This is a genomic window from Microbacterium hatanonis, assembly GCF_008017415.1.
GTDB classification, from domain to species: Bacteria; Actinomycetota; Actinomycetes; order Actinomycetales; family Microbacteriaceae; genus Microbacterium; species Microbacterium hatanonis.
On record NZ_VRSV01000001.1, the window covers coordinates 767,590 to 792,183 of the forward strand.

Genomic DNA, 24,594 nt, shown 5'->3' on the forward strand with positions numbered 1-24,594 from the left:
ATATGAGCTCATGGAGCAGGCCGGCAGGACGCTGGTCCCCTGTGGTGGACTCCCCGTCGCGATAGCCGGGTGGTCGTCTACTGGTGGCCAGTCGCCGGGAATCTCTTGCGGATCTTGTCCGCATGCCCTTTTCTGCCTGTTCCTGCTCCTTCGATTGCCTCGCGTCGCCATTCGGGCGCGCGAGTCTAAACAAAGAAGGAGAGACCTCTTGGAAGGTCCTGAAATCACCGCCGCTGAAGCCGTTCTCGACAACGGCCGTTTCGGCACCCGCACCGTTCGCTTCGAAACCGGTCGTCTCGCGCAGCAGGCGCAGGGCGCGGTCGCCGCGTACCTCGACGAGGAGACGATGCTCCTCTCGGCCACCAGCGCCGGCAAGCACCCGCGTGAAGGCTTCGACTTCTTCCCGCTGACCGTCGACGTCGAAGAGCGCTCGTACGCCGCGGGCAAGATCCCCGGCTCGTTCTTCCGTCGCGAGGGCCGCCCCTCGACCGAGGCCATCCTCGTCTGCCGTCTGATCGACCGGCCGCTGCGCCCGTCGTTCGTCTCCGGCCTCCGCAACGAGGTCCAGATCGTCGTCACCGTGCTCTCGATCGCACCGGGCGAGTTCTACGACGCGCTCGCGATCAACGCCGCATCCCTCTCGACGCAGATCTCGGGTCTGCCGTTCTCGGGTCCGATCGCCGGTGTGCGCCTCGCGCTCATCCCCGGTGCCGGTGAGACCGCCGACCAGTGGATCGCCTTCCCGACCGTGTCGCAGCTCGAGGAGGCCGTGTTCGACCTCATCGTGGCCGGCCGCGTCATCACCGACGCCAACGGCAACGAAGACGTCGCGATCATGATGGTCGAAGCGGAAGCCACCGAGGGCAGCTGGAACCTCATCAAGGGCGGCGCCGTCAAGCCCAACGAGCAGGTCGTCGCCGAGGGTCTCGAGGCCGCGAAGCCGTTCCTGAAGCAGCTCGTGGACGCGCAGAACGTCGTCGCGAACACCGCTGCCAAGGAGATCCAGTCGTTCCCCGTCTTCCCGGCCTACAGCCAGGAGACCTACGACTTCGTCGCCGGCCGTGCCTACGACAAGCTCGTCCCGATCTACCAGATCGCCGACAAGCAGCAGCGTCAGAACGCCGATGACGAGCTCAAGGCAGCCGTCAAGGCCGAGCTGGTCGCCGCCGTCGAGGCGGGCGAGCTCCCCGCCGTCGCGACGCTGGAGTTCTCGGCCGCGTACAAGTCGGTCACCAAGATCATCGTGCGCGGACGCATCCTGTCCGAGGGTGTCCGCATGGACGGCCGCGGCCTCGCCGACATCCGCCCGCTCGACGCCGAGGTGCAGGTCATCCCGCGCGTCCACGGTTCGGCGATCTTCCAGCGCGGCGAGACCCAGATCCTGGGCGTCACCACGCTGAACATGCTCAAGATGGAGCAGCAGATCGACTCGCTGTCGCCGATCACGCGCAAGCGCTACATGCACCACTACAACTTCCCGCCGTACTCGACCGGTGAGACCGGTCGTGTGGGAAGCCCGAAGCGTCGCGAGATCGGGCACGGCTTCCTCGCCGAGCGCGCGCTCGTTCCGGTTCTGCCGGCGCGCGACGAGTTCCCCTACGCCATCCGCCAGGTGTCCGAGGCTCTCGGCTCCAACGGTTCGACGTCGATGGGATCCGTCTGCGCCTCGACCCTGTCGCTCCTGAACGCCGGTGTGCCGCTGCGCGCGCCGGTCGCCGGCATCGCGATGGGTCTCGTCACCGACGAGGTCGACGGTCAGACCCGCTACGCCGCCCTGACCGACATCCTCGGTGCGGAAGACGCGCTCGGCGACATGGACTTCAAGGTCGCCGGCACGAGCGAGTTCATCACGGCCATCCAGCTCGACACGAAGCTCGACGGCATCCCGTCGTCGGTGCTCGCGGCCGCGCTGACCCAGGCCAAGGAAGCCCGCCTGACGATCCTCGGTGTGCTCAACGCCGCGATCGACGCGCCCGACGAGATGGCGCCCACCGCGCCCCGCGTCATCAGCGTGCAGATCCCGGTCGACAAGATCGGCGAGCTCATCGGCCCCAAGGGCAAGACGATCAACGCGATCCAGGACGAGACCGGTGCCGACATCTCCATCGAGGAGGACGGCACGGTCTACATCGGTGCCGTCGACGGTCCGTCGGCCGAGGCCGCCCGTGCCCAGGTCAACGCGATCGCGAACCCGACCAACCCCGAGGTCGGCGAGCAGTTCCTCGGAACCGTCGTCAAGATCGCGACGTTCGGTGCGTTCGTCTCCCTGCTCCCGGGCAAGGACGGCCTGCTCCACGTCAGCGAGGTGCGCAAGCTCGCCGGTGGCAAGCGTGTCGAGAACGTCGACGACGTGCTCTCGGTCGGCCAGAAGCTCCTCGTGCGCATCACGAAGATCGACGACCGCGGCAAGCTGTCGCTCGAGCCCGTGACGGACGACCAGGAGGCCGCCGACCAGGAGGGCTCCGCAGCTGCGAGCGAGGGCCCCGAGGCTCCCGCCGAGGGTTGATCCTCCGTCCGGTCCTCGTGGCCGGACGACCGTGAATGCCCGTTCCGCCTCGGCGGGGCGGGCATTCGCCGTCTGAAAGCGTTACCGAATGTTTATCGACCGGGCGGGGTGGGCGGAGGGCGCGTCCGCTGTCTGCTCTACCCTCGAAGTACGCGGGAAGCCTGGGCGAGTCGTGACGTCGAGATCACCCACCCGCAGCGGAACCGATCAGCAGGGAGTCGCGTGATGTCGGGGTTGAGCGTCGGCGGTACGACGCCCTTCGGCTCGCCCGCAGCCGGATTCCCGCATCCGTCCGCTCCGATCCCCGTGCAGGGCGCCGCGCTGGGAAGCACCGTGCGCGTCGCTCTGGGCGACTCGGGGTTCCGCGTGTTCCCGCTCTTCCTCGGCGCGGCCGAGTTCGGCTGGAACGTCGACATCGCCTCCAGTCACGCCATCCTCGACGCCTACGCGGAGCTCGGCGGAAACGCGGTGCACACCGCCGACAGCTACTCGGCAGGACGCAGCGAGTACATCGTGGGGCAGTGGCTGCACTCCCGCGGGATGCGCGACGACACCGTGGTCGCCGTTCGCGTCGGTGGTCACCCCGACAACCCGGGCCTCGGTTCGGTATCGCTCGTGCGCGCGGTCGAAGCATCCCTCGCGCGCCTGATGACCGACCGCATCGACGTCCTGTACCTCGATGCGACGAGCGACCGGGGTGCGGTGCTCGAAGACACCCTCGCGACCGCCGAATGGCTGGTCGAATCGGGCAAGGTCCGCGCCGTGGGCGCCTACGGCTACACCGCCGCGCAGTTGGTGGAGGCCCGCATCCTCTCGTCGGCGGGCTACCCGCGCATCACCGTTCTCGACGCGCCGTACAACCTGCTGCGTCGCGAGGAGTTCAACGGCGACCTGCGTCTGGTGGCGGGCGCTCAAGCCATGGCGTTCACCCCGTCGCACGCCCTCGAGCACGGATTCCTCGCCGGGGGGCACCGCACGCGTCCGAGCGTCGTGCGGTCGGTGCGCGGTGCGCAGCTGACCGCGAACCTGAACCGCCGCGGAGGCCGTGCACTCCGTGCGCTCGACGCGGTGGGCGCCGAGCTCGGCCTCCCCGATGCGGCGGTCGCCGTCGCGTGGTTGCTCGCCCAGAAGGTCGTCACCGCTCCGATCGTGAACGCGGTCGCCCCCGGTAACGTCGTCGAGCTCATCCAGGGAGTCGGAGCGCGGCTGAGTCGCGCGCACCTCGCCGATATCGCGCGCGCCGTCGAGTAACCCGAGCGCTGCCGCGACCCGTGTCGTAGGCTGAAATGCGTGGCACGGAGTACGCCGCCCGACGACGAATCGAGTTGACGTGACGCACTATCTCTATCTCGTGCGCCACGGCGAGCATCAAGACGCCGAGCACGGGCTCACCGACGGTCCGCTCTCGCCGCGGGGGATGCGCCAGGCCGCCCTCATCGCCGACCGACTGTCGGGGGTGCCCCTCGATGCCGTGTGGCACTCGCCGCTCGAACGGGCCGCCCAGACCGCCGCCGCCGTCGCTGAGCGCCTGCCGTCCGTCTCACCGCAGCCCTCGGCGCTGCTGTTCGACTGCGTCCCGACGGGCATGACCGACGACACCCCGGGGGCGTACGAGCCGTTCTTCGGCAGCGTCACCGAGGCAGAGGTCGAGGCCGGCAGCGCCCAGATGGCGGATGCGACGAGCGAATTCCTCGTGCGCAAGCCGGGCGAGGTGCACGAGCTGCTCATCACCCACAACTTCGTGATCGCGTGGTTCGTGCGCGAGGTGCTCCAGACACCCGACTGGCGCTGGATGACCCTCAACCAGGCGCACTGCGGTCTGACTGTGCTGTCGCAGCGCAAGGGGCGACCCTGGTCGATGCTCACCCACAACGACCTCGCGCACCTCCCGTTCGAGCTGCGCACCGGCCTCCCCGAGACCATCCCCGTCTAGCTCGCGCGCGGCCTTCGCGAGACACCGCGATCGGCTGAAACACCTCGCCAGGCGGCGCGTGTCGGCCGATCCGTGTTTCTCGAGGCGGATGCTACGCGCCGAGTGCCTTCGCGTACCAGCGCGTCGCGTTCGCGTTGTCGTTGTAGGCGTCGATCTGCTCGTAGCCCGACCGCGCGTAGAGCGCGCCGGCGGCGTCGAGGGTGTGGTGGGTGTCGAGCACCATCTCGGCGGCGCCGAGAGCGGAGGCCCTCGCCTCGAGGTCGGTGAGCAGCATCCGTCCCCAGCCGCGACCGCGACCGGCGTCGCAGACGTAGAGGTGCTTCACCTCGTAGCGCGTGCCGAGCGGGCCGTCGGCGATGCGGCGGATTCCGCCGCATCCGACGGGCTCGTCGCCGTCGTAGAGGACGACGAAGACGCCCGCGGGCTCGGTGAAGGTGGCGGCCTCGGGGAAGACGGTGCGGTACGTGCCACCCGGGAAGATGGACGCCCGAAGGGCGAAGTACTCCTCGAGCAGGCCGTGCGCGTCGGGGTGATCGACCGGCACGGGGCGGATCTCGGTCATGGGTCGAGAGTAGCGCCGTAGTCTGGGGGCATGACGACGCGCGTGACCATCGTGGGCGGTACGGGGAAGCTCGGCGGCGTGATCCGCGAGGTCGTCGAGGCGGAGCCCGGCTACGAGGTCGTCGGCGTTCTCACGTCGCGCTCCGACCTGTCAGAGATCGACGGGTCCGACCTCGTGATCGACGCCTCCACTCCCGCCGTCTCCATCGATGTGGTGCGCGCCGCCGTCGAGCGGGGCATCAACGTTCTCGTCGGAACCTCGGGCTGGTCGAACGAGCGCATCGCGCTCGTGCGTCCCCTCGTCGAGAAGGCGGGCACGGGTGCCGTCTTCATCCCGAACTTCTCGCTCGGCTCGATCATCGGCACGGCCCTCGCCGCCGCCGCGGCCCCGTTCTTCGCGTCCATCGAGATCGTCGAGGCGCACCGCGACACCAAGATCGATTCGCCCAGCGGCACGGCCGTGCGCACCGCGGAGATGATCGCGGCCGCGCGCTCGTCGGCGGGGCCGGTCGAGTCGCCCCACGCCGACCAGCGCGCACGGGGACAGCAGGTCGCGAGCGTGCCCATCCACTCGCTGCGCCGCCCGGGCGTGGTGGCCCGCCAGGAGACCGTTCTGTCGGGGCCGGGGGAGTCGGTCACGATCGTCCACGACACGATCGAGCCGGCGCTCGCCTACGCCCCGGGCATCTGCATCGCCCTCGCCGCCGCGCGAGACGCCCGCGGCGTCATCGTCGGTCTCGACAACTTCATCGACCTCGGACTGCGTACGCCCCGCGAGCGCGCCGCCAAGCCGATCGACGACGCGGGCGTGCCGGGGCAGGTCGCCAGCGCCACGGCCTTCGACCGCCCCGCCGACGCATGACCGCTCGCATCGGCGTCGCCGTGATGGCGGTTCTCCTGCTGCTGTACATCGGCCTCGTCGGCCAGCGCGCCTGGGTGCTGCTCAGCAGCGGAGACGGCGTCGGGATCGGCCTCGGCGTGGCGCTCATCGTGCTGCCGATCGTCGCCATCTGGGGCCTCGGACGCGAACTCTGGTTCGGGGTGCGGGCGGAACAGCTCGGCAAGCGGCTCGCCGCCGACAACGCCCTGCCCGCCGAGGAGCTCGAGGTGCGCCCCAGCGGCCGGGTCGTGCGTGATGACGCCGACGCCGTCTTCCCGGCCTACCGGGCGGAGGTCGAGAAGAACCCGGACGACTGGCGCTCGTGGTACCGGCTCGGTCTGGCCTACGACGGATCGGGCGACCGCCGCCGCGCCCGCGGAGCGATCCGCACGGCCATCAAGCTCGAGTCGGCTGCTCGCCGCGCCTGAACCCCGCTCAGGCGTCGGGCAGCGCGTTCGCGACGGCGTCTTCGACGGTCGGCTGGGAGAAGGTGAACCCGGACGACTCGAGCGCCTCCGGCACGACATGCGCGTCGCTCGTGAGAAGACCTTCGGTCGCGTCGGAACCGAGCACCATCTTCACCGCGAACACGGGAGCCCGCAGCAGGTACGGGCGGTTCATGCGGCGGGCGAGAGCGAAGCCGAGGTCGTTCGCCGTGGCGCGCGTGGGGCCGGTGAGGTTCACGGGTCCGTCGATGTCGCGGTCGATGACGTGCCGGATGGCGGCGACCTCGTCGTCGAGCGAGATCCACGGCCATACCTGCGTGCCGCGGCCGATCGGGCCGGACACCCCGAATCTCGTCAGCAGCAGCAGCGGCTTGAGCACACCCCGCTCGTGCACCACGGGCGCGGTGCGCAGCAGAGCCACGCGCGCCTTGTCCCCGGCCCCGCGAGCAGCGCTCTCCCACTCACCGGTGAGGTCGGCGAGGAACCCCTCGCCGCGCGGCGAGGTCTCCGTGAGACGGGCGCCCGGCGCCGAGCCGTAGAAGCCGGTCGCCGAGGCGTTGATGAAGGCCGGCGCCTCGTGGCCGAGCGCACGCACCGCGGTGGCGAGCGTGCGCGTCGGTGTGATCCTCGACCACAGCAGCGTGCTCTTGTACGAGCGCGTCCATGGGAACTTCCCGATGCTCGCGCCGTTGAGGCCCACGACCGCGTCGGCGCCCTCCAGGACGGACGGCGGGAGGGGAGTGGCATCCGCGAGCCACTGCACCTCGTCGTCGCGCGTCGGGGGACGACGGACCAGGGTCGTCACGGCGATGCCGTCGGCGCGCAACGAGGAGACGAGGGCCTCGCCGATCAGTCCGGAAGCGCCGGCGACGACGACGCGACGAGCCTCAGGCAAGCGTCGCCTCGAGCGTGATCTCGATGCCCGCGAGCGCCTGGGAGACGGGGCAGTTCGCCTTGGCGTCCTGCGCGATCGCGTCGAACGCCGCCGCGTCGATGCCCGGCACGACGGCATTGACGTTCAGGTGGCTGCCGGTGATGCCGGTGCCCGGCTTGAAGGTGACGGATGCTGTGGCATCGATCGATTCCGGAGGGGTGCCGTTCTCGGTGAGCGCGTTGGAGAGCGCCATGCTGAAGCACGACGAGTGCGCTGCGGCGAGCAGTTCCTCGGGAGTCGTGACCGCGCTCGAACCCTCGCTGCGGGCCTTCCAATTGACGTCGAACGTGCCGGCGCCCGACGACGCGAGCGCGACGGATCCCGAACCTTCGAACAGGGTGCCCTTCCAGGCGGTGGTGGCTTCGCTGGTGACCGACATCGTGACCTCCGATTGTTCGCGCCGCGCGGCACGGCGCTTCGAGCGCCAGCCTAGCCACCGGGTGGCCGTCGCGGGCCTGCCTCGACAGCGGAGGAACGCGCGTGGTACTCGCGGGTGTCAGACGGCGGGGCGGGCCCGACCGATCAGACCCGCGCGCTGGAGCACCAGGTAGAGCTGGCACCCGAGGCAGAGTCCGAAGACGGCGTTGAGGAAGGCCGCGACGAAGGCCATGGCCGCCGTGATCGGGAGCGCCCATGGCACGCCTACGAGCTGCAGCACGAGGCCGACCGTCACGACGAACAGTCCTACGCCCTGAGCGAAGCGCGGCGGGCGGGGGTCTTCGAGGTCGCGCGGCGGGGCGAGGCGCGGCTGGACGACCGTGCGGAACAGCACCGCCCATGGCGCGGTGCGCGGCGAGACCACGCCCCACACGAACAGGAGCGCGATGACGAGCAGCAGAACGAAACCCGGGTCGAGCACGCGCTCGGCGACCGAGGCGGCCGGCAGCGCCCATGCGGAGCCGCCGGCGCCCTCGCGGGTCGACAGTCCCGTGAGCGACAGCACGACGGCGATCGCGAGCAGCACGGTGGTCACGGATGCGACGAAGCGGGGTCCACGCGGATCGATTCCACGGGCGGGGGAGTCAGACACCGGCGGTCTCCTCGGCGAGGCGGGCGAGCTCGAGCTGGACGACGTGGAGGTTGGGAACCCCGCCGATGCGGGACTGCACGGCGCCGCGGCGGTCGAGGATGAGGGTGGTGGGGGTCTGCATGACCTGGAAGTGCCGCGCGATGTCGGGTCGGTGGGTGAGGTCGACGTCGAGGTGACGCACTCCCTCGTGCTCGGACGCCAGCGCAGCCAGCGTGCGGTGCACCCCGGGGCAGCGCGAGCACATCTCGGTGCTGAACTGCAGCAGCGTGGCCTGCTCGCCGAGGCCGTCGGCGCCCAGACGCTGCGGCTCCACGATCTCGGATCGCACGTGGGATCGGGCGCGTCCTTGCCGCACCTGCAGTACCACGCCGACCAGCACCGCCACCGCGAGGAGGGCGGCGAGGCCAATCAGGGCTTCGACGAGAGTCATAGCAGTCCACGCTAATGGCTGCGCGGGCCTCGGAGGCCGGTGATGCTCGGTATGACGCGAGTGGCGTAACAGAGCGCTCGATGTGCCGGATAAGGTGGCACCCGTGAGCGACGTCGAAGCCAGCCCCGCGAACGAGATCCAATTCCGCAGCGATGTGACCGTGGAGTTGGTGCGCGCGAGCGCCAGCGACTCCGACGTGTTGTTCGCCGCCCGAGTATCCACGCAGGGGGAGCAGACCCTCGGCGAGGCTCAGGCCGGCACCGAGGCCACCGCGAAAGACCGCGGCCTCATCAACTACCTGATGCGCGACCGGCACGGCTCGCCCTTCGAGCACAACTCGATGACGTTCTACATCCAGGCGCCGATCTTCGTGTTCCGCGAGTTCATGCGGCATCGCATCGCCTCGTACAACGAGGAGTCGGGCCGATACCGCGAGCTGCGGCCGGTGTTCTACGTCCCCGCGCCCGAGCGCAACCTCCTGCAGGTCGGCAAGCCCGGTGCGTACGAGTTCCTGCCCGGCACGCCCGAGCAGCACGCGCTGGTCGACACCGCCACCCGTGACGCGTCGGAGTTCGCCTTCCTCGCCTATCAGCGGATGCTGGACGCCGGCGTCGCCCGCGAGGTGGCGCGCATCGTGCTGCCGCTGAACATCTACTCGTCGATGTACGTGACGATGAACTCGCGCGCCCTGATGAACTTCCTCTCGCTGCGCACCAAGGTCGAGGGCACTCACTTCCCGTCGTTCCCGCAGCGCGAGATCGAGATGTGCGCGGAGAAGATGGAAACCATCTGGACCGAGCTGATGCCGCTCACCCACGCCGCCTTCAACGCCAACGGGCGCGTCTCGCCGTAGCGACGCCATGGCACGCACGGCACTGATCACGGGGGCGAGTTCGGGGCTGGGCGCCGAGTTCGCCCGTCAGCTCGCGGCCCGCGGGGCCGGGCTCGTGCTGGTCGCTCGTGACCGGTCGGCGCTCGATGCCGTGGCCGCCGAGGTGCGCGGTGCGCACGGCACCGACGTCGAGGTGCTGGTCGCCGACCTGCTGGACGCCGACCAGCGCGACGCGGTGGTCGCGCGGCTGGGGGACCCGCAGCATCCGATCGACATGCTCGTGAACAACGCCGGGTACGGACTCGACCTCTCGTTCGAGACCAACGACATCGCCGATGAGGCGCGCCACCTCGCGCTCCACGTCGAGGTGCCGATGCGGCTGATGCACGCGGTGCTGCCGGTCATGCTCGAGCGGGGGAGCGGGCGCATCGTCAACGTCGCCTCCGTCGCCGGCCTCGTGCCGCGCGGCACCTACGGGGCGGTCAAGGGGTGGCTCATCCAGTTCAGCCGCTGGGCGAACGAGCGCTATCGCCGCCGAGGGGTCACCGCGACCGCGGTGTGCCCGGGATTCGTCCACACGAACTTCCACGAGCGGCTCGGCCTGCCGCCGGGGGAAGAAGGCGTTCCGCGCGGGATGTGGCTGGAGGCCCCCGCGGTGGTGTCCGAAGCGCTCCGCGACGTCGCGCGCGGTCGGTCGGTCTCGATCCCCTCGGCACGGTACAAGGCGCTCGTCGCGCTGTCGCGGGTGCTGCCCGATGCGCTGGTGATGCGGGCCGCCGAACGGGGACGCTGACTCCGGAGCGATCGCCGGAGGACGTGTCATGAGCGGCGGACGCTGTCGAGCCCACCGGTCCTCCGCCGGTGAGATCTCCTCCGCCCGTGCGCTGTCAGCCTCCGGGCTGTGGTCCGCGGACCGATAGCCTTGACCCATGACGCACACGGGCAATCCTTTCGGACAGGTTCTCGTCGCGCTCGTCACTCCGATGACGGCCGACGGCGAAGTCGATTGGCCCGCGGTCGAGAAGCACATGGACGCCGTCATCACGGCCGGGGCCGACGGCATCGTCGTCACGGGCACCACGGGCGAGACGTCGACCCTGACCGACCCCGAGAAGATCCGCCTCGTCAAGGTCGGCAAGGACGTCGCCGCGGGGCGGGCGAAGATCGTCACCGGCGGCGGCTCGAACGAGACCGCCCACGCCATCGAGCTCTACCGCGCGAGCGAGAAGGCCGGCGCCGACGGCATCATGATCGTCACGCCGTACTACAACAAGCCCACCCAGGCGGGCATCCTGACCCACTTCCGCCTCGTCGCCGATGCGACCGACCTCCCGGTGATCCTCTACGACATCCCGGGGCGCACGGGTGTGCCGATCCGCTACGAGACGATCCTGCGTCTCGCGAAGCATCCGAACATCCTCGCCATCAAAGACGCCAAGGGCGACTTCAGCGAGGTGAGCCGCGTGCTCAACCAGACCGACCTCATGTACTTCTCCGGCGACGACGCCAACGTGCTCCCGCACCTCGCGATCGGCGCCACGGGCCTCATCGGCGTCACCGCGAACATCGCGGCCGCCCCGTACCGCGCGATCGTCGATGCGGTCAACCGGGGCGACCTCGCCACGGCCACGGCCGAGCACCAGCGCCTCGAGCCGCTCGTCCGTGCCGTCATGACTCACGTGCCCGGCACCGTGTCGGCGAAGTACATCCTGCACGGCCTCGGCCGCATCGGCAGCCCGCGCGTGCGCCTGCCGCTCGTCGGACCCGAGGAGTGGGAGGCCGCCGCGATCGAGGACGAGCTCGCCCTCGTCCGCGACGTGCCCGGCGCCGATTTCTCCAACTTCCGCCCCGACCGCAACGCCGCTGCCGGTGGCGCACTGCCGAAGGTGCACGGCACGACCAGATAACGACGCTCGCGCGGAAGAGCCGCGCGGGCACAGAGAGCGGATGCTGCGCACGCGGCGTCCCGAGGAGGCAATCCATGCCCACCACCGTCTACGATCCGCCCGCCCTCGCCCCCGGCACGCTCCGCGTGTACCCGCTGGGCGGACTCGGCGAGGTCGGACGCAACATGACCGTCTTCGAGTACGAGGGCAAGCTGCTCATCGTCGACTGCGGAGTGCTCTTCCCCGAGGAGCACCAGCCCGGCGTCGACCTGATCCTGCCCGACTTCTCGCCGATCAAGCACCGCCTCGACGACATCGTCGGGATCGTCCTGACCCACGGCCACGAAGACCACATCGGCGCCGTGCCGTACCTCCTCAAGCGCAAGGGCGACCTGCCCCTGATCGGCTCGGGCCTGACGCTCGCGCTGATCGAGGCCAAGCTCAAGGAGCACCGGATCAAGCCCTACACGCTGACGGTGAAGGAGGGGCAGCGCGAGCAGGTCGGCCCGTTCGACCTCGAGTTCATCGCGGTCAACCACTCCATCCCCGATGCGCTCGCCGTGGCGATCCGCACGCCCGCGGGCCTGGTGCTGGCCACCGGCGACTTCAAGATGGATCAGCTGCCGCTCGACGGCCGCATCACCGACCTCCGCGCTTTCGCCCGGCTGGGGGAGGAGGGCGTCGACCTCTTCCTGGTGGACTCCACCAACGCCGAGGTGCCCGGGTTCACCCCGACCGAGCGCAGCATCGGCCCCGTGCTCGACCAGGTCATCGCGAAGGCCCCGCGCCGGGTGATCGTCGCGAGCTTCTCGAGTCACGTGCACCGCGTGCAGCAGGTGCTGGACGCAGCGGCGGCCAACGGGCGCCGTGTCGCACTCATGGGCCGCAGCATGGTGCGCAACATGACGATCGCCGAGCAGCTCGGGTACCTGAAGGTGCCCGACGGCGTGCTCGTCGACTACAAGAAGGCGCGCGACATCCCCGACGACAAGATCGTCTACATGTCGACCGGATCGCAGGGCGAGCCGATGGCCGTCCTGAGCCGCATGGCGAACCTCGATCACGAGATCGAACCCGGCCCCGGCGACACCGTCATCCTCGCCTCGAGCCTCATCCCGGGCAACGAGAACGCGGTGTACCGCGTCATCGACGGCCTGACCAAGCTCGGTGCGAACGTGGTGCACAAGGGCAACGCCAAGGTGCACGTCTCGGGCCACGCCGCCGCGGGCGAGCTGCTCTACTGCTACAACATCCTCCAGCCGAAGAACGTGCTCCCCATCCACGGCGAGTACCGCCACCTGACGGCGAACGCGAAGCTCGCCCAGGAGACGGGCATCCCCGCTGAGCGCACGATCCTGGGCGAGAACGGCGTCGTCGTCGACCTGCGCGACGGTGTCGCCACGGTCGTCGGACAGCTCGACATCGGCTTCGTCTACGTCGACGGGTCGACCGTTGGAGAGATCACCGACGCCGACCTGAAGGACCGTCGCATCCTCGCCGAGGAGGGCTTCATCTCGGTCATCGTCGTCGTCGACTCCGCCACCGGCCGGGTCGTCACCGGGCCGGAGATCCACGCGCGCGGCTTCGCCGAGGACACCGCGGTGTTCGAGGCCGTCAAGCCGAAGATCGCGGCCGCTCTCGCGGAGGCCGCCAAGTCGGGCGTGCGCGACCCGCACGCCCTGTCGCAGATCGTCCGCCGCACGATCGGCCGCTGGGTCAACCAGTCGCTGCGCCGTCGACCGATGATCGTGCCCCTCGTCATCGAGGCGTAGGAATCCGCCGAGGCGGGCAGGCCCGGGATCGCTAGGATTCCGGGCATGCCCGCCTTCGTCGTTCGTGCCGCCACGCAGTCCGACGGCGCGTTCCTGGCCGACATGGTCGTCGAGGCCGCGAACTGGAGAGACGGGGCTGCGCGTCCGAGGCACGAGGTGCTCACCTCCGCCGACTATCAGCGGTACCTCACCGGCTGGATGCGTCCGGCCGATGCGGGCGTGGTCGCCCAGGTGGCGACGGGCGAGGCCGTCGGTGCGGCATGGTTCCGGCTCTTCCCGCGCAGCGAGCCGGGATTCGGCTACGTCGGCACGGGCGTGCCCGAGCTCGTCATCGGCGTGCGTCCGATCTGGCGGGCGCACGGGATCGGACGGATGCTGCTGCACCGCCTCGCCGACGAGGCGCGGGCCCGCGGTTACGCGCGCTTGAGCCTCAGCGTCGAGCGGGGGAACTATGCCGCCGTGCTCTACCGCTCGGAGGGCTTCGCGGTCACCCAGAGCGGCATCGGCCGGGACACCATGGTCAAGCTCCTGCGCTGATAGCCGCGTCGTTCCGGGCAAACGTCGTAGGTCGCGCCTACCGTGGAGGCATGCCCCGCAGTACCCCGGCGACCAGCGGTCGCGCGCCCGCGAAGGGCGCCTCGCGCGCCCGCAAACCCGCGCCCGCACCCAAGAAGTACGTCGGCGAGTCCGACAAGCCGGCCGTCGCCGTCCGCGCATGGCTGGGCGTCGCCCACGCGGTGGGCGGTGTCTTCCGCGCCTTCGGCCCCGAGAACCTCGAGAAGGAGCAGCGCCGCGACGGCCTGCCCTTCCTCCTCGTGCTGCTCGCTGCCGCCGGCGCGACGGTCGAGTGGTTCTTCATCGGCTCCGATGTCGCCGCGGCCATCAGCGCCTACTCGGTCGGCGGTCTCATCGGTCGTGAGGCGTTCGTCTTCCCCGTCCTGCTGCTGATGCTCGCGGGGTGGCTCTTCCGCCACCCCTCATCCGTGCACGACAACGGTCGCATCGGCATCGGCTTCGCACTCTTCGTCATCGCGGTGGCGGGGTTCTGCCACGTGCTCGGCGACCGTCCGCAGCCCAGCGCCGGGCTTCCCGCGCTCAGCTCGGGCGGAGGCCTCTTCGGCTGGATGGCCGGAGAACCGCTGGCGATGCTCATCACCCCGATCGGTGCCGGCATCGTGCTCTCGCTCCTGGGCATCCTCAGCATCCTGATCCTGACCAAGACCCCGCCGAACCGCATCGGCACCCGTCTCGGCGACCTGTACGCCTGGATGTTCGACGCCGAGCGCGCGACGCCGGCCGATCGGTCCGCCGGCGTCGCCGCCGACACCGACGACGAGGAGTCCGGCCGCGACGCACGCCCGTGGTGGCGGCGCAACCGATCAGGACGTGAAGAAGACGCCGACGGTTCGCTCGGCTCGCAGGATCTGACCGAACTGCTCACCCCGGGAAAGTCCGAGGGCGGTTTCGAGCAGGTCTTCGAGGCGCCGGAGGCCCCACCGCTCCCGCCGATGCCCGACGCGCTGACCGAGGTGTTCGCGCGGCCGACGATCGCGACGCCGCCGACCGCGGCCGTGAGCCTGCGCGACGATTCCGACGGCGCCGACGACGAGCTCGGCACGATCTCCGGGCTCGGCGGCGACAGTGCGGGAATGCCGCCCACGTCGGACTACCGGTTGCCCTCCGACACGGCGTTGGCCGCCGGCCCGCCGCACAAGGAACGCTCCGCGGCGAACGATGCGGTGGTGAAGGCGCTCGAGAGCGTGCTCCAGCAGTTCTCGGTCGACGCCCGGGTCACCGGCTTCTCGCGAGGCCCGACCGTCACGCAGTACGAGATCGAGCTCGGCCACGGCGTGAAGGTCGAGCGGATCACCGCGCTCACCAACAACATCGCGTACGCCGTCGCCTCGAACGAGGTGCGCATCCTCGCGCCGATCCCCGGAAAGAGTGCGATCGGCGTCGAGATCCCGAACGCCGACCGCGAGATCGTCACGCTGGGCGACGTGCTCCGTTCCGGCAACGCCGCAGCATCCACTCACCCCATGACGATCGGCGTCGGCAAGGACGTCGGCGGCGGCTACGTGGTGGCCAACCTCGCAAAGATGCCTCACCTCCTCGTCGCCGGTTCGACCGGTTCGGGTAAGTCGAGCTTCGTGAACTCGATGATCACCAGCCTGCTGATGCGCGCCAAGCCCTCCGAGGTGCGCATGGTGCTCATCGACCCGAAGCGCGTCGAGCTCACCTCGTACGCGGGGGTGCCGCACCTGATCACGCCCATCATCACGAACCCGAAGAAGGCGGCCGAAGCGCTGCAGTGGGTCGTGAAGGAGATGGACATGCGGTACGACGACCTCGCGTCGTTCGGGTACCGCCACATCGACGACTTCAACAAGGCCGTCGTGTCCGGCGAGGTCACGCTCCCGGTCGGTAGCGAGCGCGTGCTGAAGCCCTACCCGTATCTCCTGGTGGTCGTCGACGAGCTCGCCGACCTGATGATGGTGGCCCCGCGCGACGTCGAGGACTCGATCGTGCGCATCACCCAGCTCGCCCGTGCCAGCGGCATCCACCTCGTGCTGGCGACCCAGCGGCCGTCGGTCGACGTCGTCACCGGCCTCATCAAGGCCAACGTGCCCTCGCGTCTCGCGTTCGCGGTCACCAGCGTGACCGACTCGCGCGTCATCCTCGACCAGCCCGGCGCCGACCGCCTCATCGGCCAGGGCGATGCGCTCTTCCTGCCGATGGGCGCGAACAAATCGCTGCGCGTGCAGGGCGCCTGGGTGAGCGAGTCCGAGATCGAGAAGGTCGTCGCCCACGTCACGAACCAGGCGCGGCCCGAGTACCGGTCCGACGTCGCCGCATCCGCCGAGCGCAAGGAGATCGATGCCGATATCGGCGATGATCTCGAACTCCTGCTCGCTGCGGCCGAGCTGGTCGTGTCGACCCAGTTCGGTTCGACCTCGATGCTCCAGCGCAAGCTCCGCGTCGGGTTCGCCAAGGCCGGGCGTCTCATGGATCTTATGGAGTCGCGCGAGATCGTCGGCCCGTCCGAAGGGTCCAAGGCCCGCGACGTGCTCGTGACGAACGAGCAGCTCCCCGCCGTGCTCGCGCGCCTCCGCGGTCAGGAGGCTCCGGCCGCCGACCCGGTCGATGCGCAGTTCGAAGGGCTCGAGGTCGTCGACGGCGACGAGGGCGATGAAGACATGTGGCAGCTGACCGGGAGAGACTGATGTCCGTGCCCCGTCAACTCCCGAACGCGATCACGATCGTGCGCATCCTGTGCGCGCCGGTCTTCCTCTGGATGCTGCTCGCAGACGGTGGTGCCGATGGCGCTCTCCGCTGGTGGGCGGCCGTGCTGTTCATCGTCGCGATCGCGAGCGACGGAATCGACGGGTACATCGCCCGCCGCTACGACATCGTGACCGACCTCGGCAAGCTGCTCGATCCGATCGCCGACAAGGTGCTCACGGGCGCCGCTTTCGTCGGTCTGTCGATCCTGGGCGAGCTCGACTGGTGGGTGACGATCATCGTCCTCATCCGAGAGATCGGCATCACGGTCTACCGGTTCATGGTGGTGAGCGATCACGTCCTGGCCGCGGCATGGATGGGCAAGCTGAAGACCGTCGCCCAGTCGATCGCGCTCTCTCTCGCACTCCTGCCGCTCGCGGCGGTCGTGGGCGACTGGATCGTGTGGCTGAACATCGTCACGATGTGGGCCGCGGTGATCCTCACGATCGCGAGCGGTCTCGACTACGTCGTGTCCGAGGTCCGCGGCGCTCGGAAGCGTCGTACCGCGTGATCGACGGGCTGCCCGACGATCTCGAGGCGACGCTCGTTCGCGACCCCCTGGAGAGCGCTGCGCGCTTGATCGACCGGCTCGCCGAGCTCGGCTGGTCCATCGCCGTGGCCGAGTCGCTCACGGGCGGGCTGGTCGTCTCGTCGCTGGTCGGGGTGCCCGGTGCGTCGCGCGTTCTGCGCGGAGGCATCGTGGCGTACGACTCGGCGATCAAGCAGTCGCTGCTGGGCGTGGATCCCACTCTCCTCGACGCCCATGGCGCCGTGCACCCCCGCGTGGCTCGGCAGATGGCCAAGGGCGTGCGCACCGCGTTGACCGTCGATGGGCGGCCCGCCGACGTCGGCATCGCGACGACGGGTATCGCCGGCCCCGACTCTCCCGACGGACAACCCGTGGGGACGGTGCACATCGCGATCTCGACGCCGCTGGGCACCCGTGTCGACTCCCTGGCGCTGACCGGCGACCGCGAGGCCATCCGGCAGGAGTCCGCGCGCATCGCGGTGCGCCGCACTCTCGCGGCGCTGTGAGATCCGCGGCGCGCAGCGGGAACAGAACGTGTTTCCGCTCCGTTACATTCGGCGATTCCCACCCTTTGTCCAGCGCGCGGCGCTAGATTTGCAGAGCAGGTGTTGTACCGTTGTCCACTCGGACAGACGGCGGAATCGAAGTGAGGAGGGGCCCCAAATGATCCTGGTACGTCAAGAGATCGGTGAAGTCCTTCGTGATCTCCGCCAGCAGAAGGGCCGCACCCTCCGGCAGGTGGCGAGCCGCGCCAGTGTCGCGCTGGGCTACCTCAGCGAGGTCGAGCGCGGCCAGAAAGAAGCGTCCAGCGAGATCCTCGCCTCGGTCGCAGAGGCGCTCGACGTGCCCATCTCCACGATCATGCGCGAGGTCGGCGACCGACTCTCCGTGATCGAGGGTCTGCAGACGTTCCCCGATGTCGTTCCCGACGACCTGGTGGCCTCCGTCGAGCCCCAGCTGTCTCTGCGCTGAGCGCAGCCCCCGTCGACCGTGCGTCGTAGCGAGTTCGACCGAGCCGTCTCGGACGAGTTCGGAGCGCAGGGCGACTCGCTCGCGGCGGACCTCTCGCTGATGGCGCTCGGCGGACGTACGGCGCGCGAAGCGCTGACCGCGGGCGTTCCTCCTCGGGACGTGTGGTTGGCGCTGTGCGCCGAGACCGACGTTCCCGAGAGCCGCCGGTACGGCGCAGGGCGCCTCGAGCCGCGTCGTCGCTGACGGGAACATCCGACGAACCCGACCTCGCCCGCGTCGGCGTGTCATCGAAGAAGTGTTCGATACCCGCGTAGTGTCCTGCACAGTGGTGTTCGAGGACGCGAGTGTCCCCGTTCGGGCGCAGCCCCGGCTCGATGTCGGTGGCCCTCCCTAGCGTGGACATCGTCGGATGACACCCACGCCTTGTCTCTGCATCCCCGCCGTCGGCGAGGAGCGCGACAGCCTACAGGCGACGGAACGCGAACAAGAGGAGCACGTCATGCCATCACCCGCAGACCGCGAGAAGGCCCTGGAATCGGCACTCGCCCAGATCGATCGGCAGTTCGGAAAGGGCTCGGTCATGCGACTGGGCAGCGACGACCGTGCTCCCGTCGAGGTCATCCCCACGGGGTCCATCGCGCTCGACGTCGCGCTCGGCGTCGGCGGGCTCCCGCGCGGCCGCATCATCGAGATCTACGGTCCTGAGTCGTCGGGTAAGACGACTCTGACGCTCCACGCGATCGCCAACGTCCAGCGGGCAGGCGGCATCGCCGCGTTCATCGACGCGGAGCACGCCCTCGACCCCGACTACGCGAAGAAGCTCGGTGTCGACATCGACTCCCTGCTGGTGTCGCAGCCCGACACCGGTGAGCAGGCCCTCGAGATCGCCGACATGCTCGTGCGTTCGGGCGCTGTCGACCTGGTCGTCATCGACTCCGTCGCAGCCCTCGTGCCGCGCGCCGAGATCGAGGGCGAGATGGGCGACTCCCATGTCGGTCTGCAGGCGCGACTCATGTCACAGGCGCTGCGCAAGCTGACCGGTGGTCTGAACACGACCAACACGACGATGATCTTCATCAACCAGCTGCGCGAGAAGATCGGTGTCTTCTTCGGTTCGCCCGAGACGACCGCCGGCGGAAAGGCGCTCAAGTTCTACGCCTCGGTGCGCCTCGACATCCGACGCATCGAGACCCTGAAGGACGGCACCGAGGCGGTCGGAAACCGCACACGCGTGAAGGTCGTGAAGAACAAGATGGCCCCGCCCTTCAAGCAGGCGGAGTTCGACATCCTCTACGGCATCGGAATCTCCCGTGAGGGCAGCCTCATCGACTTCGGGGTCGAGCACGCCATCGTCAAGAAGTCGGGCGCGTGGTACACCTACGACGGCGAGCAGCTGGGGCAGGGCAAGGAGAACGCCCGCAACTTCCTGCTGAAGAACCCCGACATGGCCACCGAGATCGAGTCGAAGATCAAGAGCAAGCTCGGTATCGGCGGCGCCCGTGACGACGCCTCCGTGTCAGACGAGCTCGCGGCTCGCCGCCCCGCCTGACATGGCACCGATCGACGGGGGCGAGAGCGAAGGATCCGCTCTCGCCCCCGTGATCCCGCTCTTCGGTGGTGAGCATCCCGAGCGCGGGGGAACGCCTCGCAGCGGGCGTGCGCGTCCGACGCGATCCGAGCCGGCGCGGTCGGAGACTGCCCAGGGTGATGCCGACATCCCCTGGCACGCGAGCTGGGTCGCCCCCGACTCGGCGCGGCGATCGACCGACCGACGAGGAGCGACAGATGCGCCGTGCGGTGGCGACGCATCCGATGCCGAGGCGGTCGACCCGAACGAGGTGCGCGACGCGGCGGAGGCGAGTCTGCTTCGGAAGCTCCGGACGCGGCAGCTCTCGGTCTCCGAGTCACGCGGTGTGCTGGTCGCGGCCGGAATGGCCGGCGACGCCGCCGACGAACTCCTGGACCAGTTCGAGCGTCTCGGGTACCTCGATGATGTCTCCCTGTCTCAGCAGCTCGTGCGCGCTGCCGTGGAGCGCAAGGGTCAGGGGCGGCAGGCGATCTCGCCGTTGCTGACGCGCCGCGGCATCCCGCGAGACGTCGTCGAGACGGTGCTGGCCGAGATGCCCGACGACGACCTCGAACGCGCTCTCGAGTTCGCGCGTACGAAGGCGCGATCTCTCGGCGCGCGCGACCGCGAGACGGCGCTGCGCCGACTTCTCGGCCAGCTCGCCCGGCGCGGATATCCTTCGTCGGTGTCGATGACCGCCGCACGGCAGGCGCTCGACGAGCTGTAGCCGACGCCGCCCGCGGGTCGGACGATTCGTCTCAGAGGCCTCGAACGGTGTGGGCCTTCTGCGAGGCGCCGCCTCGCGGAGCGACCGTGCGACCGAGTTCTCCGCGCGATGCCGCGCCGAGCTTGGCGCGTGCCTGATATACGTGCGACTCGACTGTTCGCACCGAGAGATAGAGCCGCTCGGCGATCTCGCGGTTGCCGAGTCCTTCGCCGACCAGCATCGCGATCTCGCGTTCTCTGCGTGTCAACTCGAGGTCGGAGTCGGCGGCCATGGAGTCGCGCGGCGTCGCGCTCGTCGCAGACGTCTCGCGCGCGATCCTGATACCGCGCGCGGTGCCGTTGTCGCCCCACGTCGTCGCTCGTCGCATGGCGGCGACGAGATCGGGGTCGAAGCCGTCGTGGTCCGACAGGGCCTCGGCAGCCGCGGAGAGTCTCTGCGTGGCGGGCGCCTCGGACGTCGCAGCCATCCGCTGCATCCGGGGGAGAGCGTCGTCGCCGTCGCCCAGCGCCACCATCTGGAAGAGGTCGCGCGCCTGGAGCGCGGGTGCCGTCTCGGATGCGGTGGCCGCCGATCTCGCGGCGTCGAGCGCTTCGGCGGGTTGACCGAGTGCGGTGAAGACATAGGTCTCGGCCACCAGCCGCGCGTGCTCCAGAGTCGGCAGTCCGTCGAAGGCCGCGTGATCCATGCGGTCGAGCAACTGGCGTGCTTCCTCGGCGTGGTCGAACAGAGCGAGGGAATGCGCGACCGCGATCTGCGCCAGCGGCACCATGTCCGCTGCGGCGGGGGGTCGTGCCCGGCGCACCGCGGCGTCGAGTTCGCGCGCGGCGCGGTCGGGCTCGCCGGTGACGGCGTAGGCGCACGACAGCACGAGGCCTGCGGTAGCCGCCGACTCCGCGTCGCCCTGCCGGGCGGCCGCGTCGACCTCGCCGCCGAGCCTTGCCAGCACCGGACCGAGGTCGGTACCGGCGACAGCTCCCGCCACGATCTCGTTGCAGGCGATCCGAAGTCGCTCGACCGTCGTGATCGGCGTGATGCCCCCACGCTCCCCGGCCGTGCGGTGAGCGCGCAGGAACCAGGTCTGGGCTTTGCTGACGGCTCCGAGGCAGGCGTGGCCCAAGCCGGCGAGACCGGCCGCACGAACGCGCAAGGACGTGGAGTTGCTCTGCTGGGCGAAGACGGCCTCGGCGATCGTGACAGCAGATCTCCAGTCCATCCGTGCGCCGAGAATGTCTGCGCGCATCATCTCGAGCTCCGCGGAGCCGCGGGCATCGGGGCACCCCAGCGTCGCGACGCGGTCGACGGCCGCGTCGAGCGCATCCGCGTTCGTCGGTCCGGCGAGCCCCACAACCCGCACACAGCGAAGGAGCGTCGCCGCGTCGACCGGCGTGCGTGAGAGCCGTTCGATCAGCGCGTCGACGTCGATGGTGCCGCCCTGCGCCGCCCGCGCGAACGCGTGCTCGAGCAGGAGGAGGGCGTCATCGTCGTCGCGCAGCCCGAGGCTCGCGTGGGCGATCGCCTCGGCGGGCTCGCCCTCGTCGTTCGCACGTCGGGCCGCCTCGAGGGAGGCCTTGGCTCGGGTCTGGGGCGCCACCGAGTCGTAGCCGGGTCCGAGGGGGCTCTCCTGCAACCACGATCGTGCGGCGAGGATGGCCAGCGGCGGGCACCACCATTCGCTCGACGGTGCGAACATCCGTCGTATCGCACCGTCGAGAAGCGGCGCGACCGCGTCAGCTCCCATCCGTCGTTCCACCTCGTGAGCGAGAGCGGCATTGGCCGTCAGGCGGTGCGTCGGCGTCGCGTCATCGTGCACCAGTCGGGCGTTGACGAGCGAGTCGAGGGCACCCGTGGGAAGGAAGCGCGCGGCATCGGCCCGGGAGATGCCGGGGACCCTGCCGAGCGTGGCGAGCGTGCTCCTCTCCACGGCCGTCAACTGCGCGACGTGCGCCGCGAGCGCGTCGGACAGACGCCCGTTGGGCGAGCTGTCGCGCATCGCGTCGATCGGGTCCCGGCCGTGCCGCAGGGCGTGGCCGGCCTCGGCGGCGAGTTCGCGCAGCAGCATCCGCGAACCGTCGGCGAGGGCGACGATCGCCGCCCGTGTCATGGCGTCGAGTTCGGGCGCGGCGAAGAGATCGAGGAGGAGATCCGCGTCGCGAGGAGTGAGAGCGGCGAGATCGATCCGCTCCGCCAGGCCCCGCAGCCACAGGTCCGTGGCCATCTGAGCCGCGTCGGGGCTCCCGTCCACCGGACGGGTCGATCCTTCGCGCGTGACCGTGAGGCCGAACAGCGCGGTGGCGTGCGCGCTGTAGACCGCGCGGACGACGGCGGCCACGGAGGCCGGATCGAGCTCTTGCGCATCGTCGATGATGACGATCGGGCGCTCGGTCTCCTCGGGTTGACCATCGCGTAGTCGTGCGGCGCGGGGGTCTCTCGATGCCGTCAACGCCCCGTGCGGCACGGAGGCGTGCGGACCGATCGAGCGCAGGACGAGAGGCTCTCCCTCCGTCGTCGAAAGACGATTGATCACCTGCCGGAGGAAGTGGCTCTTCCCGCTCCCGAGCGGACCGACGAGAACGATGCTCGTGCCCGTCTCCAGCAGATCGATGACGCGCGCCACATCGCGATCGTCGCCGATGACGCCTTCGTCATCCCGGATGTTCCTTATGCTCACGCGGCCCCCCACTAGTGCACCTGCTACAGAGAGTCGCGGCTCAGCCCTGCCGCGAGGGTCTCCACCCTACCGATCCCGCACTACCCGGTACCGGGCGAAACGCACGCCCGACTACTGGGGTACGACACCAGTACCGGGGAAAATACTCGGCTTTCTCTCCTCTCGCCAAGGGGTTGCACTTCGGACGCGGATGGGTTTTCGCGTCTTTCACGGGGAATGTCACGCTCCATCCGTCCGTCGTCGCGCTCCGCCCTAGCGTCCTGACAGATCGAAGGATCGCCGGTGTGCGGATGGCCCGCCGGATGCGCAGCAAACGAGCGGGAGACGACATGGAAATACAGGAGCAGCGTCGAGCGACGCGACGGAAGATCTTCGCGATCACGGCCGGCGCCGCCGTGCTCGGTCTCGGGGTCTCAGCAACACTGGCAGCCTGGACCGACACCGAGTGGGTCTTCGGCGGTAACGGTGCGGGCGGTCCCGGGATCGGTACCTCGACGTTCGAGGTCCAGCAGAACACCGTGCCGCCTTTCGCGGACGCGACCTGGACCGACGAGGAGGAGAATCCCGGCGGGGAGATCGTCTTCGGCATCGCCGCGCTGGCGCTCTCGCCCGGTGACGCGGTCTACGCGCCGGTGGCGTTGCGCACGACGGTCGCATCGGTCGCCGGTGACGTGGAGCTTCAGCCCGCGGTCCCCGCAGCCGGCGTGACCGTGACGGACCCCGACGACCTCCTCCTCGCTGCCCTCGCCGTCCGCGTCGTCACCGACGACGCCCCCTTCACGTGCGACGCCACCGCCTTCAGCGGTGCACCGGGTGCGCCCGCGCTGATCGCCGACGGGCCGCTGCTCACCTCCGGCGGCTCGGCGGCGCAGTCGCTTCTCGCCGCGGCCGACTCGACGCAGTACTACTGCTTCGAGGTCTCGCTGCCCGATCCCTTCGTCCCCGCGGCCGGTTCGACCGTCGAGGACTATATGGGTCTCACCGGCGCTCCGGCGTGGCAGTTCGCCGCGACGTCCTGACGCATCACCCATGCCCTCTCCCACCGAGGCGCCGGCCCGCGGACCCGCCCACCAGGCGCGGGTCCGCGGGCCGGTCGCGGCGCACGCGGCGGCGGACGTGCGCCGAAGAGGCGCCGTTCGGGATGGCGTCATCACGGTGCTCGGTGTCGTCGGAATCCTCACGATCGTGTGGCTCGCCGCATCGGCCGCGCTCGGGCTGTCGATCATCGTCTTCGTGACGGGATCGATGAGCCCGTCCCTGCCGACGGGGTCGGCCGCCGTGGTGCGGGAGGTGCCGGCGTCCGAGCTCGCGGTGGGGGACGTCGTCACGGTGCCGCGACCGAACTCCCCGGCGCCGGTCACCCACCGGATCGTGGCGATCGACGACGTCCCCGGGAACGTCGACGCCCGCAGCCTCGTACTCCGAGGCGACGCGAACACGATCGACGATCCCGACCCCTACGTCGTCGAGGACGTCCGTCGTGTCGTCGTCGGTGCCCCGGGAGCGGGCTGGGTGGTGATCGCGGCGAAGACCCCGGCCGCGATGGCGGGGATCACTCTCGTCGTCGCCGGTGCGATCGCGTGGGCACTGTGGCCGGCCTCGTCGCCCCGCCGCGCGCGCGAGAAGTAGAGGAATCCCC

Annotated in this window: 25 protein-coding genes; 19 read left to right on the forward strand and 6 right to left on the reverse strand. The window is 69.9% G+C overall.

Going from position 1 to position 24,594, the window contains the following annotated elements; genetic code table 11:
* The first annotated feature begins 208 nt into the window (after positions 1 to 208).
* The 3 genes from FVP77_RS03605 to FVP77_RS03615 all read left to right on the forward strand — a co-directional run bounded on the left by FVP77_RS03605 (position 209) and on the right by FVP77_RS03615 (position 4,439).
* Positions 209 to 2,506, forward strand: a complete 2,298-nt coding sequence (locus FVP77_RS03605; RefSeq protein ID WP_147893283.1) for a polyribonucleotide nucleotidyltransferase — start codon at positions 209 to 211, stop codon at positions 2,504 to 2,506.
* A 225-nt stretch (positions 2,507 to 2,731) separates the two neighbouring features.
* On the forward strand, positions 2,732 to 3,757 hold the full coding sequence (locus FVP77_RS03610; protein ID WP_147893284.1) for an aldo/keto reductase: 1,026 nt from the start codon (positions 2,732 to 2,734) through the stop codon (positions 3,755 to 3,757).
* A gap of 79 nt (positions 3,758 to 3,836) precedes the next feature.
* On the forward strand, positions 3,837 to 4,439 hold the full coding sequence (locus tag FVP77_RS03615) for a histidine phosphatase family protein (RefSeq protein WP_147893285.1): 603 nt from the start codon (positions 3,837 to 3,839) through the stop codon (positions 4,437 to 4,439).
* A gap of 91 nt (positions 4,440 to 4,530) precedes the next feature.
* Here the strand turns inward: FVP77_RS03615 and FVP77_RS03620 are convergent, their stop codons facing one another.
* On the reverse strand, positions 4,531 to 5,001 hold the full coding sequence (locus FVP77_RS03620; RefSeq protein WP_147893286.1) for a GNAT family N-acetyltransferase: 471 nt from the start codon (positions 4,999 to 5,001) through the stop codon (positions 4,531 to 4,533).
* Positions 5,002 to 5,031: 30 nt separating this feature from the next.
* Here FVP77_RS03620 and dapB point away from each other — a divergent pair, with 30 nt between their 5' ends.
* The gene (dapB, locus tag FVP77_RS03625) at positions 5,032 to 5,862 is read left to right on the forward strand and encodes a 4-hydroxy-tetrahydrodipicolinate reductase (RefSeq protein ID WP_147893287.1); all 831 of its coding nucleotides are present in this window, start codon (positions 5,032 to 5,034) and stop codon (positions 5,860 to 5,862) included.
* The gene (locus FVP77_RS03630; RefSeq protein WP_147893288.1) at positions 5,859 to 6,308 is read left to right on the forward strand and encodes a tetratricopeptide repeat protein; all 450 of its coding nucleotides are present in this window, start codon (positions 5,859 to 5,861) and stop codon (positions 6,306 to 6,308) included. The genes dapB and FVP77_RS03630 overlap by 4 nt, the downstream gene beginning before the upstream one ends.
* A gap of 7 nt (positions 6,309 to 6,315) precedes the next feature.
* Here FVP77_RS03630 and FVP77_RS03635 read toward each other — a convergent pair whose 3' ends face one another.
* The 4 genes from FVP77_RS03635 to FVP77_RS03650 form a co-directional block, all read right to left on the reverse strand.
* Positions 6,316 to 7,221 (reverse strand): TIGR01777 family oxidoreductase, encoded by a 906-nt coding sequence (locus tag FVP77_RS03635; RefSeq protein ID WP_147893289.1) that lies wholly within the window; start codon positions 7,219 to 7,221, stop codon positions 6,316 to 6,318.
* A complete protein-coding gene (locus FVP77_RS03640; RefSeq protein ID WP_147893290.1) occupies positions 7,214 to 7,639 on the reverse strand; it encodes an OsmC family peroxiredoxin in 426 nt (141 codons plus the stop codon). Before FVP77_RS03640 ends, FVP77_RS03635 begins: the two co-directional genes overlap by 8 nt.
* Before the next feature lie 117 nt (positions 7,640 to 7,756).
* On the reverse strand, positions 7,757 to 8,290 hold the full coding sequence (locus tag FVP77_RS03645; protein WP_147893291.1) for a DUF4395 domain-containing protein: 534 nt from the start codon (positions 8,288 to 8,290) through the stop codon (positions 7,757 to 7,759).
* Entirely contained in the window at positions 8,283 to 8,720 is a 438-nt protein-coding gene (locus tag FVP77_RS03650; RefSeq protein ID WP_147893292.1) for a TlpA family protein disulfide reductase, read from the reverse strand. The genes FVP77_RS03645 and FVP77_RS03650 overlap by 8 nt, the downstream gene beginning before the upstream one ends.
* A 103-nt stretch (positions 8,721 to 8,823) precedes the next feature.
* Here FVP77_RS03650 and thyX point away from each other — a divergent pair, with 103 nt between their 5' ends.
* The 12 genes from thyX to FVP77_RS03710 all read left to right on the forward strand — a co-directional run bounded on the left by thyX (position 8,824) and on the right by FVP77_RS03710 (position 20,287).
* Complete coding sequence (gene thyX / locus FVP77_RS03655; protein WP_147893293.1) at positions 8,824 to 9,573, forward strand: FAD-dependent thymidylate synthase; 750 nt, start codon at positions 8,824 to 8,826, stop codon at positions 9,571 to 9,573.
* Between the two features lie 7 nt (positions 9,574 to 9,580).
* Positions 9,581 to 10,345, forward strand: coding sequence for an SDR family NAD(P)-dependent oxidoreductase (locus FVP77_RS03660; RefSeq protein WP_147893294.1), 765 nt, complete (start codon positions 9,581 to 9,583; stop codon positions 10,343 to 10,345).
* A 136-nt stretch (positions 10,346 to 10,481) separates the two neighbouring features.
* Positions 10,482 to 11,459 carry a 4-hydroxy-tetrahydrodipicolinate synthase gene (gene dapA / locus FVP77_RS03665; protein ID WP_147893295.1) on the forward strand — a complete coding sequence of 326 codons (978 nt, stop codon included), beginning with the start codon at positions 10,482 to 10,484 and terminating at the stop codon, positions 11,457 to 11,459.
* Between the two features lie 74 nt (positions 11,460 to 11,533).
* Positions 11,534 to 13,210: a ribonuclease J gene (locus tag FVP77_RS03670; RefSeq protein WP_147893296.1), complete on the forward strand. Its 1,677-nt coding sequence runs from the start codon at positions 11,534 to 11,536 to the stop codon at positions 13,208 to 13,210.
* Positions 13,211 to 13,255: 45 nt separating this feature from the next.
* Complete coding sequence (locus FVP77_RS03675; RefSeq protein WP_147893297.1) at positions 13,256 to 13,747, forward strand: GNAT family N-acetyltransferase; 492 nt, start codon at positions 13,256 to 13,258, stop codon at positions 13,745 to 13,747.
* A gap of 50 nt (positions 13,748 to 13,797) precedes the next feature.
* Entirely contained in the window at positions 13,798 to 16,434 is a 2,637-nt protein-coding gene (locus FVP77_RS03680; protein WP_147893298.1) for an FtsK/SpoIIIE family DNA translocase, read from the forward strand.
* Complete coding sequence (gene pgsA / locus FVP77_RS03685) at positions 16,434 to 17,003, forward strand: CDP-diacylglycerol--glycerol-3-phosphate 3-phosphatidyltransferase (RefSeq protein ID WP_147893299.1); 570 nt, start codon at positions 16,434 to 16,436, stop codon at positions 17,001 to 17,003. The genes FVP77_RS03680 and pgsA overlap by 1 nt, the downstream gene beginning before the upstream one ends.
* Positions 17,000 to 17,527, forward strand: a complete 528-nt coding sequence (locus FVP77_RS03690) for a CinA family protein (RefSeq protein WP_147893300.1) — start codon at positions 17,000 to 17,002, stop codon at positions 17,525 to 17,527. The genes pgsA and FVP77_RS03690 overlap by 4 nt, the downstream gene beginning before the upstream one ends.
* Before the next feature lie 157 nt (positions 17,528 to 17,684).
* Positions 17,685 to 17,993 carry a helix-turn-helix domain-containing protein gene (locus FVP77_RS03695; protein ID WP_116647341.1) on the forward strand — a complete coding sequence of 103 codons (309 nt, stop codon included), beginning with the start codon at positions 17,685 to 17,687 and terminating at the stop codon, positions 17,991 to 17,993.
* Positions 17,994 to 18,011: 18 nt separating this feature from the next.
* The gene (locus tag FVP77_RS03700; RefSeq protein WP_121150479.1) at positions 18,012 to 18,236 is read left to right on the forward strand and encodes a DUF3046 domain-containing protein; all 225 of its coding nucleotides are present in this window, start codon (positions 18,012 to 18,014) and stop codon (positions 18,234 to 18,236) included.
* A gap of 256 nt (positions 18,237 to 18,492) precedes the next feature.
* Entirely contained in the window at positions 18,493 to 19,542 is a 1,050-nt protein-coding gene (gene recA / locus FVP77_RS03705) for a recombinase RecA (protein WP_116647339.1), read from the forward strand.
* 1 nt (position 19,543) lies between these two features.
* The gene (locus FVP77_RS03710; RefSeq protein ID WP_147893301.1) at positions 19,544 to 20,287 is read left to right on the forward strand and encodes a regulatory protein RecX; all 744 of its coding nucleotides are present in this window, start codon (positions 19,544 to 19,546) and stop codon (positions 20,285 to 20,287) included.
* 31 nt (positions 20,288 to 20,318) lie between these two features.
* Here the strand turns inward: FVP77_RS03710 and FVP77_RS03715 are convergent, their stop codons facing one another.
* Positions 20,319 to 22,955 carry a helix-turn-helix transcriptional regulator gene (locus FVP77_RS03715; RefSeq protein WP_147893302.1) on the reverse strand — a complete coding sequence of 879 codons (2,637 nt, stop codon included), beginning with the start codon at positions 22,953 to 22,955 and terminating at the stop codon, positions 20,319 to 20,321.
* A gap of 290 nt (positions 22,956 to 23,245) precedes the next feature.
* On the opposite strand from FVP77_RS03715, the gene FVP77_RS03720 reads away from it, so the two are divergent.
* Positions 23,246 to 23,974 (forward strand): SipW-dependent-type signal peptide-containing protein, encoded by a 729-nt coding sequence (locus FVP77_RS03720; RefSeq protein WP_246134051.1) that lies wholly within the window; start codon positions 23,246 to 23,248, stop codon positions 23,972 to 23,974.
* A 10-nt stretch (positions 23,975 to 23,984) separates the two neighbouring features.
* The gene (locus FVP77_RS03725) at positions 23,985 to 24,584 is read left to right on the forward strand and encodes a signal peptidase I (protein ID WP_147893303.1); all 600 of its coding nucleotides are present in this window, start codon (positions 23,985 to 23,987) and stop codon (positions 24,582 to 24,584) included.
* Positions 24,585 to 24,594 lie beyond the last annotated feature (10 nt).